We start from the raw sequence: 13,340 nt of genomic DNA, 5'->3' as shown, positions 1-13,340 counted from the left end.
GATATAAACCCATGCCGTTAAGGCGAGTTTATATTCCCAAGTCTGACGGAAAGAAGCGCCCTTTAGGCATTCCGACCATGAAAGATAGAGCAATGCAAGCGCTGTATTTATTTGCTTTACAGCCTGTTGCAGAAACAACTGCGGATAAAAGCTCGTATGGCTTTCGCATTAACCGTTCAACGGCAGATGCAATAGAGCATATACATCGAATATTCACAACTGGTGGAAGTAGGAACAAGAAATCAGCACAGTGGGTACTAGATGCAGATATACAGGGCTGTTTTGACCATATTAGCCATGATTGGTTAATTAATAATATACCGATAAATAAACGGATATTAACAAAGTGGTTAAAATCAGGGGTTGTAGATATGGGACAGGTCAAACAAACGGTGGAGGGAACGCCACAGGGCGGAATAATATCACCAACTTTGGCAAACATGGCGTTAGATGGATTAGAAGCGGAGTTGTTACAGGAATTTGGTGACAAAAGAAGTAGAAAATTTGCCAAAAATAAAACGCACATGGTAAGATATGCAGATGACTTTATTATATCGGGAAGTTCGAAAGAGCTACTGATAAATGAAGTAATACCGTTGGTGCGTGAATTTCTTAAAGAGAGAGGATTAACGCTTTCAGAAAGAAAGACACACATTGTGCATATTGAACAAGGTTTTGACTTTCTCGGTTGGACGGTGAAATCATTTAAAGGCAAATTGTTGATTAAACCAAGTAAAAAGAATGTGAAAGCATTCTATCGCAAGGTGAAAGAAACAATAAGTGCCATGAAGATGGTTAAACAAGACATATTAATAGGAAAGTTAAATCCAATGTTAAGGGGATGGGCTAACTATCATCGTAGCATTGTAGCCAAAGATACGTTTAGTAAAGTAGACCATTTAGTCTGGCAAGCGATTTGGCGATGGTGTTGTCGAAGACACAGTAACAGGCGGAAACGATTTGTTAAAGCGAAATACTTTACAAAGATACAAAGCAGGGACTGGATATTTGGCACACATACAACGAATCGGCATGGTGAAAAGATATGGACTGAATTACTGCTCTGTAGTAAGACAGGAATTAAACGTCATATAAAGGTAAAATCGGAGTACAACCCATTTTTACCTGAATGGGAATTATACGGTGAAACATTATACCAAAAACGGATGTATGAGAACTATTCACACAGAAGACAATGGCAAATGTTGTATAAGGAACAAAAAGGGCGTTGTGGATTATGTCATCTCCCTATCACAAAAGAGACGGGCTGGCATGACCACCATATCATATACCGTGTAAATGGCGGGGATAATAAGCTGAAAAACAGGGTTTTATTACATCCTGTATGTCATACTAAAGTTCATGCACTGAAGTTAGACGTATTGAAACCGACTTAGCAATAAGTTAATAGAAAGGCTTGAGCTGTATGCGGAGAAATTCGCTCGTACAGTTCTTAGGGGGCGGCGACACAGTAATGTGTCGTTGCTACCCGACTTTTTATTGATTATCAATAAAAATATCAGATTAAGATGGTCACCTTTGTGGTGACCGTTTTTATATATGGAAAATATAATTTCAATCCAACAATAATAGTTGGCAAAATTAAAGCAATTTTTTTAATGGTATAAAAGGTGGTGCAATGGTTGACTATATTTTTGCAATTTTGTCTACAACAGTAAAATTGTTTGCATTAATGACACCGCCTGCGGTTTTAAGTGCATTTTTAAGTGGCACAAAACAATATGATGAACAACTTAGGCGCAAAATAGCTCTAAAAACATCATGTGCGGTATTTATCATCGGTATCATTCTATTCTTTTTCGGCAATACCATGTTTAGTGTTTTTGGTTTTACCCTTGATGCATTTCGAATTGGTTCGGGAGCATTATTATTTATCACTGCGGTGTCGCTAATGAACGATTCGCCAGAAAAAAACAAAATTAGTAGCGATGATGATATTAGTGTTGTCCCTCTCGCTATTCCCCTGTGCATGGGGCCAGCATCCATCGGTACTATCATTGTTATGGGAACTAGCTCAATTGGTATTGTATCAAATCTAATTGGCGCAATTTCATTATTCGTCGCTTCAATAGGTATTTATATTATGCTGTTATGCGCTAAAAGTATTGCAAAAGTACTAAAAAATACAGGGATCGCGATATTATCAAAATTAACTGGGTTACTAATATCAGCTATTGCTGCACAAGTTGTTTTTACAGGTATAGCTGCTTTTTTAAAGTAAACATTAGTTTTAGTTTTTTGATAGTACAATAATAACAATATTAAGATATAAAAATAGTATTTCGCTAAATCAAGTTAAGTTTTATTAATTCTTAATAGTATGTAATCACTAACAATAATAAACATTGAATTAGTGATTACATAATTAAACAATATACAATTAATTATGACTTATTGAAACAATTCGTTTTTTATAGAAAAAATAAGATATTAGAATGATCGCAATTAATATTATTTCAGAAAGTAAAATAAAATAACCTGACTCACCAAACCAAACCCCAATAATAATCACAACATTAACAATGATAGAAACACCAGCAAGCCAAGGAAATAGCGGTGATTTAAATTTTATCATTTCTTTTGGATATTTGCCGCTATTTACACCCTTACGAAATTGATACTGACACCAAGCAATGATTATCCATGCAAAACAGCCCACTTGTCCTGTACCTGCTACTAAATAAATATATAATTTTTCAGCGGCAATATATTTCGAAAATAGTGAGACTAATGCAATAACTGCAATAAATAATATGCCTTTTGTTGGTACGCCTCGTTGATTGACTTGAGAAAAGTATTTTGGAGCTAAGTTATCTTGCGCCATAGACCACAGCATTCTTGAACTGGCATAAATGGCTGAATTCGTTGCTGATATCGCTGCACAAAAGATCACAAAAAGCATCGCATACGAAGCAAATGTAATTCCTGCTTTATTAAATACCCACACAAATGGACTAATTTCAGAATGCACTGTTCCATACGGGTAAACGAGGGCTAATACAGCAATAGCTAGGATATAAAATAGAATAATGCGAAAAGCCACACCAGTAATAATTTTAGGTAATACCGACTGTGGGGATTGCGCTTCGCCAGCTGCATTACCAATTAATTCAACCCCTTGAAATGAGTAAGTCACGATAGTCATACACACCAATATGGCTAAAAAGCCATTAGGAAACCATCCACTTTGGGTTTTGAATGTTGGTAAGATATCAGTTTGGGTATATTGATGATAAAGTAAATAAATTCCCACCCCAATAAAAGCAATAATCGCCAGTACTTTAATGGTTGAAAACCAATACTCACTTTCACCAAATGCACGAACAGAAGTTAAATGTACTGAAGTAATAACAATTAGAATTAACAAACTAAAAAGATAAATAGGAATCGAAGGGAAAACTTGGTGGGCAATCATTGAAGCAGCAGTTAAATCTGCAGCCATAGACAAAACCCAACTTAGCCAATACAGCCAGCCTATGGTATAGCTCCAAATTGGATTTGGAATAAACATCAATGCATAGTGTTGAAATGAACCGGCATGAGGAAATGCACAAGAAAGTTCGCCTAAACATAGCATAGTTGAAAGCATTATGCTTCCGGCCATTAAATAAGCAATAATGGTGCCTAATGGACCAACAGTGCTCAGTGGAGCGGCAATACCAATAAATAATCCGGTACCAATTGATCCACCTAATGAAATCATCAACAAATGACGATTTTTTAAGTTTTTCTTTAAATTACTACTGGGATAAGGGCTTTCTTGTGATTCAGATGTTGTCATATAAACCGCCTAGTAATTAATAAAAACTGCTGGTTACCCAGCAGCTAACATAAATTAATAAATAAACCGTTTTTCTACACCATTAGTTTGACAAGCCATTAGCAAGGCAGTGTAATCAAGTTCAAACCCAATCATATCGCCAACCCGAAGAGTTTGAGCAACATCCTCAATGTCGACCAACGTATGATCACTGGTTTGACCCAATACAGTAATATCATCATTGATAGGTATACAGCTTTCTGCTGGCACATCTTGGCGACCAAAAGCCAACAAGGCTCGTTTACGTATACCATGATCAACAAAGGTTTTACTATTTAAAAAAGCATCTACACCTAATTCACCAACAGGCACTGTCGGTTTACTATTGAGTTCAATGATTTGCGCATATAATTTATAAATATTACTACATGCCTTATCAACAGGTTTATTTGAATGATGAAATTCGTCAAGATATTTCATATCTACATATTCAATACCAAACTCGTGTAAACCACCAATTCTCAAATGATTCAATCCCTCTGGCCAAATACCTTTGTCCAATAAGTGGTAACTCGTACAATTACCGGCCGATAAATATTTTATCTTAATATTACAAGATTGTTCTACTTTACGCGCTATTTCTAAAAAGTCTACTCCATTTTTAACTGTAGGTAGCACCGTACCATAGCAGTTAAAATTAGTGCCAAGCCCATAAAGCTCAACACCTGGTAAAGAAAGAATTAGTTTAACCGTATCTATAATTTCATCAATATGCTCAAACCAAATCCCTTCGCGTAAATCCCCCATATCGACCATTAATAAAACTTGATGAACTTTTTGTTGTTTAACCGCTTCATCAGAAAGTGCTTGAATTACTGCTTTTTCACTATTTAAGCTAATATCTGCATACTTAACAACATCACTGATTTCGCTTAAACAAGGGCTACGTAATAAGCAGGTTTTACAACCTAAAGCATCTTTTAATTTCTTAAGATTATATGTTCTTGACTCCGCAATCACATCAATACCGCCGTCAAGGACGGCTTTGGCCGTTTCAACGCAGCCATCGAAGACTTTATTAACGGCCATAACTTCAATGCCGTGTTTAGCTAACAGATCTTTTTCAACACGAGCATTGTTTTTTAATTTGCGTAAATCAATTTCTAATATAGGCTTGTACATATTTTTACTCCTCTATATATTATTACTGCTGCAAACGATTACGTTTTTGTGCTCGGTAATAGATCCATTCAGCTAAACCAATAGCAAGCACGGCACCACCAACAATTTTAGCGATATACTCAACATACCCCCCCATATCAATTTGGGCAGGAGGAATAAACACTAATATCACTGCAAATAGAGTAGATAAGAATCCAAGTGCTGGTAATACAACCGGCATTACTTTACCTGGAATTTTAAAGCTACGCGGTACATCAGGTTGAGTAATACGCAAACGATAATATGCAATAAACATCACTAAATATGGAATAAAGTAACAAATTGTCGTTAATGCAGTTAACATCCAATATGCCGCTGCAATGCTCGGTGATACAAAGGTTGAAAAACAAAGTACAGTTACAATAATGGCTTGAATAATGAGTGCAAAAGCCGGCGTTTTGTATACTGGGTGTAAACGACCAATACGTTCGCCAAGTAAATTATCTTCTTTTGATGCTTCTTGTAGCATATAGATAGGACCAACTAACCATGAGTTGATTTGTCCTAATGCACCAAAAAATAAGCAAATTGCCATTATTGGTAATAACCAAGGCATATGTAACTCTTTGGCTGCTGCCTCCATTGCCTGCATAACACCCGCTACAATATCAGTATCAGCTGCCGGTAATAAAGTATTAATAGCCCATGTACCAACCATATAAATACCGACAATTACAACCGCTGAAACCAACATCGCTTTAGGGAAGTCGCGTTGTGGATCTCGTGTACGCCCTGCAATCATTGGTGCAACTTCAAGACCTGCAAATGCAAACATCATACTAGATAAAAATACGATAGTATCCCAACTACTTAGATCAGGAAGCCAATCACTAGCATGACTATAGCTTGTTGCCATAGGGTGCCCCATTAATAACCACACAATAGCTAAGACAACAATAATAGCAGCAGGAATAAATACACCAAGCCATGCACTAACACTATTAATAATTTTAGTCCATTGCATCCCTTTGATATTCATCAGTGTCAAAATCCAGAATACAACCATAGATCCTACACCAATAAATACTTGATTCTGAGCTAACTCGGCACTAAACATGTACCCAATTGCAGTAAAACCGAATTGCAACATTAACGGGAAGAACAGCACACACGAGAATAGGAAACACACCACAACAATCCAACCAATGCGTTTACCAAAGGCTTCTTTAACCCAAACAAAAATCCCACCATCTTTTGGCCAGCCAGTTGAAAGCTCACCACAAACCATCGCTAATGGGAAAAATAGACAAAATGCTGCAAGTAGCCAAAGCACCATTGCTGACGCCCCATATGGAGCAACATTAGGAATTTGGCGTAAACTTAGTATCGCAATGACATTCATAAACACAATGTCTTTGATACCAAGTAAACTTGAATCTTTAGAATCACTCATAATAACCTCGTATTATAATATCTGGAGCATAAAATGCCCCAGATAATTGATGATTAGTATATATCGTATCCAACCATGTCTTCGTAAGTATCTTCACGACGAATTAATCTATCTTTGCCGTCTTTATCGATCATGACAACCGATGTGCGAGGACGATTATTATAGACTGTTTGGCTTTCAATGGTGTAAGCACCGGCATCCAAGAAAGCAACAATATCACCAACTTGAGTGTCTTTTGGCATTAAGAACTCTTCACCTTTCACACCAACATGGTAATAGTCACCACCATCACATAAAGGTCCTGCTAGCTTAATGTATTCGTCATGTGCTTCATTGATTTTTGAAGCATTATAAACATAGAAAAACCAATCAAAGTGCTGACTATCAGACAAAACACTATAGCCTGCATCAACAAATTTCCATTCAACATGCTCTTCAATGTTGCCGTCTAAATCGTAATTGGTTTTACGTTTTTCACAGGCAACTTCAGTTACAAGCACTCCCGCTGAACCAGTTACTTTACGACCAGGTTCAATACAAATTTCAACATCGGTGCGCCATTTGTGCACTTCGCTAATCACTGCATCAGCAAAGTCTTGTGCGGTTATGCCTGCATACATATTATCTTGCAATGGGTTACCATTTTCCTCGTCATATTTATATGGAACAGGTATGCCACCACCAACATTGATTAAATCAAATTTAATGCCAAGTACTTCTTCTAAACGACGTGATTCATCAACTAATACTTTAGTTGCTTTTGCAAAAGGTTCTGCTTCAGGTACTTGATCCCCTACATGCATATGTAAACCACGTAAATGTACATAAGGCATATCCAAAATTCGACGGCAAGTCTCTTCTGCTTGTTCTAAATCGATACCTGATTTAGCATGATAAGCCGTTACTAGCTCTGCATGAGTCGCAGATGGGACATTCGGTTCAACGCGCACACAAACATTTGCTACTTTTTTCAAACGTGTTGATATTTCATCAATAATATCAAGTTCATATAAACTATCGACATTGATGATATACAGATCATTTTGGATAGCAAATTCTAAATCTACCGGTTTTTTTACCACGCCGTTAAACACAATTTGACTACCGCTAAAGCCGATTTCTAAGCATTTGCGTACTTCAAACATAGAATTCGCCTCAGCATAGATACCCGCATCTTTAATCGCTTTTAGCACGCCCATAACAGAACAAGTTTTTGAAGCATAGAAAATTTTTGTATTCGTATGAGCCTTAAATGCATCTTTAATTTCTTGCACATTACGATCAATTTCCTTTTCAGAAAACACATAAAAAGGGGTAGGATATTTTTTTGCTAACTCTTCTAAATTAACGCCATCTAAACATAATTTACCGTTTTCGGCACTGAAACGGCGATCTTTAGTTACAAGATCTGTGCGTAATTTGTTATAATTTGACATAATTGCGTCGGACATATGACCTCCAGTTAATTAGTACATAAAAAGTACAAAAAAATAAAAAATGGTTTCTCACATATAGTGCAATCAGCATGCCAACTTTAAAATTACAAATAATCAATTTGTTAATAAAAAAAGCATAAGTAAAGATTTAGTCATTTAGTGCAAAATATGTTTTTATGACAAAAATTTGTCATTTTCATATGATGGTTGAAAGGAATGTAAATTAAATTTGGCTAAATTTAGCAAATAATCCAAATATTGAAGGTACTAATATCATGACCATTGATCCTGAATTATTACAAGCATTGGAAATATTTAAACATTTTTTTGATTTAATTCATCAACCGATAGCTATCATCGATAAAAAAGGCAATTATATTTATTATAATCAGGAAAGTGCTGAACTGGATGGTTACCCTAAAGAACAAGCGATTGGCAAACCAATGCTTGAGGTTTATCCTAATTTAAAAAAGGAAGATAGTACGATGTTGCAAGCCTTGCAACTCGGTAAAGAATATCAAGACAACTACCAATCTTATTATAACCATGTTGGCAAAGTGGTTGATTACTTGCATACCACCGTTCCACTTTATAATGATAAAAAAGAGATCATTGGTGCTATTGAAATAGGCAGAAACCTATCAGCAGTTCGACACCTACAAGATCAAGTTTTGAAATTAAACAGCAAATTATACCAAAATAAAGAACAGCCATTACCCGATATTGTTTTTGTATCAGAAAAAATGCAGCAAGTTATCGACCAAACCAATATGTTAGGGCGCAATGATGTTCCAGTATTAATTGTGGGCGAAACTGGAACAGGTAAAGAGCTATTTGCTCGTTTAATACACCAAACAAGCCAACGCCGTAATAAAGCCTTCATATCTCTCAACTGTGGAGCATTACCAACTACACTGATTGAAAGTACTTTGTTCGGCACAGTCAAGGGTGCATTTACAGGTGCTGAAAACCGTCAAGGTTACTTAGAACTCGCTAATGGCGGTACATTGTTTCTTGACGAATTAAACGCGATGCCACTTGAAATGCAAAGTAAGTTATTACGATTTCTACAAGAAAAAACTTATTGGCAATTAGGTGGTAATAAAGAAATGCATTCTGATGTTCGTATTGTTGCTGCCATGAATGAATCACCAACAGAACTATTAAAAACAGGAAAAATAAGAAGCGATCTATTTTATCGATTAAATGTCGGTTTAATAAAACTTCCCGCTTTACGTGACAGAACAGAAGATATTCCCGTTTTAGCACGCTATTTTATTGATAAACATAAAAACGATGTTAATGTCGTAATTAGTGGTATCAGTCAACAGGCTCTACAACAATTAATGACTGCCCCTTGGCCGGGTAATGTGCGTATGCTTGAAAATGCAATTGTCAGAAGCATGGTATTACAAAACAAATCAGGTGAATTACAGCATATTACTCTTGATGAAGAGCTCTTTGAACTTAACAGTTCATTTTTCCAAGACGATAAGATACATAAACCTGACAAAACACCTATCAATAAATCTACTCATGAAAACAACTTAACTGAACAAGTTGAGAACTATGAACGGCAACTGATCATTGATGCATTAAATCAGGCCAATGGCAAAATTATCACGGCCGCAAAACAATTAAATATTTCGCGCACAACGCTACAATATAAGGTCAAAAAATACAATATTCACATGGGTGTCATTGATGATTAATGCAATCATCAATTAAACGCTTGAGCACACGCAAATGCACTGCTCCATGCCCATTGGAAATTATAGCCTCCTAACCAGCCTGATACATCAACAACCTCACCAATAAAATAAAGGTTCGGGTATGTTTTAACAGCCATAGTTTTGGATGACAACGCATCAGTACTTACTCCCCCTAGTGTCACCTCGGCAGTACGATAACCTTCTGTACCATTTGGAGTAATGCTCCAGTGTGTTAATGTATTATACAAGTCTTGCTGTTGTTTAAGATCTAGCTGCTTAACTGTTATGTCCTTTATCAAATTCAGTCTTATTAATACTTCAATAAACCTTTTCGGTAAAATCTGTGCTAAGCAATTTTTTATAGTTTGATTACGATTTTGTGCTAATAATGGTTTAAACGATGAGTCAAATGTTAAATCGGGTAATAAATTGATAGTAATTGACTCACCTGCTTGCCAATAACTCGATATCTGCAAAATAGCAGGTCCTGAAAGCCCTCGATGAGTAAATAATAGATTTTCTTTAAAACTAATTCTTTTATTAGAAACTTCAACAGGAATTGCAATGCCTGACAAGGTTGATAACACATCCAGTAAAGGTTTATGCAATGTAAATGGAACTAGCCCTGCTCTTACCGGCACCACTGGAATATCAAATTTTTCGGCAATTTTATAACCAATTGAAGTCATACCTAGAGCCGGCATAGATAAACCACCAGTTGCAATAATAAGATTTTCACAATCAATCATGCCACGAGAAGTATGCAACTTAAATCCTTGTCCATCACTATCAATATCTTCAACTTGGGTTTGCATCATAAACTTAACATGCCCTTTTTGACACTCTTTTAATAACATATCCACAATATCTTGCGCTGAATTATCGCAAAATAATTGTCCATGTTCTTTTTCATGATAGGCAATATTATATTGATTCACTAATTGAATAAAATCCCACTGGGTAAATCGTTTTAAAGCCGATTTGCAAAAATGCGGGTTGCTAGAAATATAATTACTCGACTCAACTGTTAAGTTAGTAAAGTTACATTTACCTCCACCAGACATTAAAATTTTACGTCCCAGCTTTTTACCATTATCAAACACAGTAACATCATACCCTTTTTGACCGAGTAAGCCCGCACAAAAAATTCCAGCAGCGCCAGCACCTACAATTGTAATTTTAGTTTGCATTATTAATAGATTAAAAATAAAAGATAACAAATTATAACAGTATATAATTGTCACTCATAGTCGTTGGAATAAACCGTAGTTCTTATACTAAAACACCTACTTTCCTGAAACTTTTTAACAAAAAAGAAAAGAATTTATATCAAAAATAGTGCCCAAAATTGTCACAATCTGTTTTTAACTTACCAAACGCACAAAAATCATTGTGATATTTACCACTATTAGCTTTATTAAGAAGCCAATGTTAATTATTAACAGATTGACTTATAAGTAATATTTATTTAGTCAGCATTTCTTTTTATGTTACTTTTTGCTCAATTATAATATGTGGTTATGTGATTCTTGCGTGGGGCTCGGTCGCTCAATGTTTATTATTATAGATTTCAAGCACTGGTACTGAACGTTTTTCCAAACTCACCTATTATTGATTCTATTACGGTGAAGCATCATGGACAAATACATCAAGGTAAATTTTATTACTTATTTGAACTTAATGGTAAAAGGGGGGTGTATCGAGGATACTTATTAACTCATTGGATTTAAAAATGAATATTAATATATTGATAAATCGGCGAAAATTATTGCCGATTTATCATTTTAAATGGTTTTATAGTATTTTATCTTTCTATCAACTCTTTTCTATCTTTGCTTTATTAAAAAATAGATAAGCAAGTATCGCGACCATAAAATTACCTAAGGCTGCAAATATTGTTACAATATTAAGACCAAAATAGTTAAATAGTATGAATCCTGTTAAAGCAGCCCCGATTGCTGCGCCATAAGTATTGATAGCATAAAGATGTCCTGTTGTTTGACCAATATTTTTCCAAAATCGTGCAATATAAGTGATTAAAATTGGAAGCGTTGCTCCCATCAAAAGTGTAGGAACAAGCACCAATAAAAAATTAACAATTGCAACAACAGCCAAATTATAAACGATAAAAATATCGCCGATAAATAAAATAAGCGGATAACTAATTAGCCCAAATAATCCAATGCCAAATTCACTAAAACAAAAAAATTGTAGCGCTTTGTTCGGGTATTTATCAACAATTTTTCCGCCACCGAGGGCTCCTAAACCAAGTCCTAACATAAATGCTGATACAATAACTGCAACAGAATCAACATCGGACCCAAAAGCCGAATAAAGTGCCCGTTGCCAAGCAACTTGATAAGTTAAACCACTCATGCCAGAAATAAAAAATAGAGTACTTAATAGTAGTAATTGTTTTTTGCTTAACATAAAAGGTTCCTTATTTTTTTCCAAAAAGTCCATATTTATATTCTGTTATCATATTGCTATCGGTAATGATTTCCGTATCTCGCCCTAAATGATAAATTTTTTCAACTTCATCTAAACTTAATAGTTTTGTCGCTAATGTTTTCTTGTAAGCGCCATTTTCAAGTTGTTTAGATTCTTGGCTAAACAATGGTCTACCATCTAAAACTAACTTATCGAGGCGCTCTTTAGCAACAACTTCATCAAGTTTAATCATCGAATCAGAGGCATAAATAAAGCCAAGTGTCCCCCAATATGCATGGTTAAATACCGATTGGGCGGTTTTTAATGTATCAGGTGAACGAGTACTATTAAATGCCAAAATACCATCAGGATTTAATGAATTTTTTATTATTTTCATCATCTCTTGCGATAATAGATTAGTTACGCCTGAACGCCAATGATAAGTGGTATTCATAATGATTAAATCATATTTTTTATTACTATTTCGTTTAAGCCAACGTCGACCGTCATCAATGTAAATATTGATTTTAGGATCGTTTAATATTGGTGAAACAACAGGATATTGTTTAATAACATTTAGATAACCTTTATTGATTTCAATGGCATCAATGGTTTCTAATGTTGGAAAACTTGATAAGGCGCGAGTCCATGCTCCACCACTCACGCCAATAACCAATACTTTTTTAGGATTTGGGTGGATTGCCGCTAATAAGTAAAGCCGATTTAGATCATTTATATCGATATCTGGATCGATATTTAATATCCCATCATACATCTTATTACCTAATATAATATTTTCCCTGCCCTCCCTATCATCATTGATAATATGAATTACACCGTAGCGATTTTCAATATAAGAATCGATAGATATTCCTTGTTCAAACGCATTTCTAAACATATAATCTGTGTGTTTATCAACTAAATAAAAGCAGCAGCTACCAAGCATAACAACAGAGACAACAGACACCATCGATTTTTTCATTATCATCAACGCGCCTAATAAAATACAAGCGATACCAATTAGAATAAACATTGATGAAATAGAGATATAATCAAGAAAAATACCCCCAATTAATAAACTACCGAGCGTTGAGCCAACAATATTAAAGAAATAGACTTTAGAGACAGATGCACCTACTTTTCCAGCGACAATTTTCGTACCTAGATGGTGTACAATTGGAAATAATATTGCCTTTAAAGCTGCAACGACAGATATCAAAACACAACATATACCTATATATTGAGAAAAATATTTTGGTCGATTCATGTTTTGAAGAATAAATGGAGTTGATATATCAATAAAACCAGCAAAAATTAAAACCACTCCACCAGCAAAAAATAGTTTTGTTTAATTAAGCATAAAATTT

General features: G+C 35.2%; 11 protein-coding genes. 4 read left to right on the top strand and 7 right to left on the bottom strand.

All coding sequences use genetic code 11. The features are described 5' to 3' along the window. The coding region (ltrA, locus tag GQ593_RS10640; protein WP_160431999.1) for a group II intron reverse transcriptase/maturase at window positions 1-1,397 on the top strand (1,397 nt) is incomplete at its 5' end. A gap of 242 nt (window positions 1,398-1,639) precedes the next feature. Continuing rightward, window positions 1,640-2,242, top strand: a complete 603-nt coding sequence (locus tag GQ593_RS10635) for a MarC family protein (RefSeq protein WP_160431998.1) — start codon at window positions 1,640-1,642, stop codon at window positions 2,240-2,242. A 159-nt stretch (window positions 2,243-2,401) separates the two neighbouring features. Here GQ593_RS10635 and GQ593_RS10630 read toward each other — a convergent pair whose 3' ends face one another. The 4 genes from GQ593_RS10630 to lysA are packed head-to-tail and all read right to left on the bottom strand — an operon-like array spanning window position 2,402 to window position 7,846. Further along, on the bottom strand, window positions 2,402-3,802 hold the full coding sequence (locus GQ593_RS10630; protein ID WP_160431997.1) for an amino acid permease: 1,401 nt from the start codon (window positions 3,800-3,802) through the stop codon (window positions 2,402-2,404). 54 nt (window positions 3,803-3,856) lie between these two features. Beyond that, entirely contained in the window at window positions 3,857-4,963 is a 1,107-nt protein-coding gene (locus tag GQ593_RS10625; RefSeq protein ID WP_160431996.1) for an alanine/ornithine racemase family PLP-dependent enzyme, read from the bottom strand. A 22-nt stretch (window positions 4,964-4,985) separates the two neighbouring features. Continuing rightward, complete coding sequence (locus GQ593_RS10620; protein WP_160431995.1) at window positions 4,986-6,395, bottom strand: APC family permease; 1,410 nt, start codon at window positions 6,393-6,395, stop codon at window positions 4,986-4,988. A 53-nt stretch (window positions 6,396-6,448) separates the two neighbouring features. After that, entirely contained in the window at window positions 6,449-7,846 is a 1,398-nt protein-coding gene (lysA, locus tag GQ593_RS10615; RefSeq protein ID WP_160431994.1) for a diaminopimelate decarboxylase, read from the bottom strand. Between the two features lie 260 nt (window positions 7,847-8,106). Here lysA and GQ593_RS10610 point away from each other — a divergent pair, with 260 nt between their 5' ends. Beyond that, window positions 8,107-9,543: a sigma-54 interaction domain-containing protein gene (locus GQ593_RS10610; protein WP_202115466.1), complete on the top strand. Its 1,437-nt coding sequence runs from the start codon at window positions 8,107-8,109 to the stop codon at window positions 9,541-9,543. An 8-nt stretch (window positions 9,544-9,551) separates the two neighbouring features. Here the strand turns inward: GQ593_RS10610 and GQ593_RS10605 are convergent, their stop codons facing one another. Then, window positions 9,552-10,733 carry an NAD(P)/FAD-dependent oxidoreductase gene (locus GQ593_RS10605; RefSeq protein ID WP_160431993.1) on the bottom strand — a complete coding sequence of 394 codons (1,182 nt, stop codon included), beginning with the start codon at window positions 10,731-10,733 and terminating at the stop codon, window positions 9,552-9,554. 339 nt (window positions 10,734-11,072) lie between these two features. Between GQ593_RS10605 and GQ593_RS14280 the strand changes: the two genes are divergently transcribed. Beyond that, on the top strand, window positions 11,073-11,273 hold the full coding sequence (locus GQ593_RS14280; RefSeq protein ID WP_160431992.1) for a 50S ribosomal protein L19: 201 nt from the start codon (window positions 11,073-11,075) through the stop codon (window positions 11,271-11,273). An 85-nt stretch (window positions 11,274-11,358) separates the two neighbouring features. On the opposite strand, the gene GQ593_RS10595 is transcribed toward GQ593_RS14280, so the two are convergent. Together GQ593_RS10595 and GQ593_RS14085 are read right to left on the bottom strand one after the other, a co-directional pair. Next, the gene (locus GQ593_RS10595) at window positions 11,359-11,973 is read right to left on the bottom strand and encodes a fused MFS/spermidine synthase (RefSeq protein WP_160431991.1); all 615 of its coding nucleotides are present in this window, start codon (window positions 11,971-11,973) and stop codon (window positions 11,359-11,361) included. A gap of 10 nt (window positions 11,974-11,983) precedes the next feature. Then, window positions 11,984-13,297 carry a hypothetical protein gene (locus tag GQ593_RS14085; protein WP_160431990.1) on the bottom strand — a complete coding sequence of 438 codons (1,314 nt, stop codon included), beginning with the start codon at window positions 13,295-13,297 and terminating at the stop codon, window positions 11,984-11,986. Window positions 13,298-13,340: the final 43 nt, after the last annotated feature.

Origin of the sequence: Gilliamella sp. Pas-s25, assembly GCF_009795885.1 — a bacterium.
Taxonomy (GTDB): domain Bacteria; phylum Pseudomonadota; class Gammaproteobacteria; order Enterobacterales; family Orbaceae; genus Gilliamella.
This window is presented reverse-complemented; position numbering and strand designations above follow the sequence as displayed.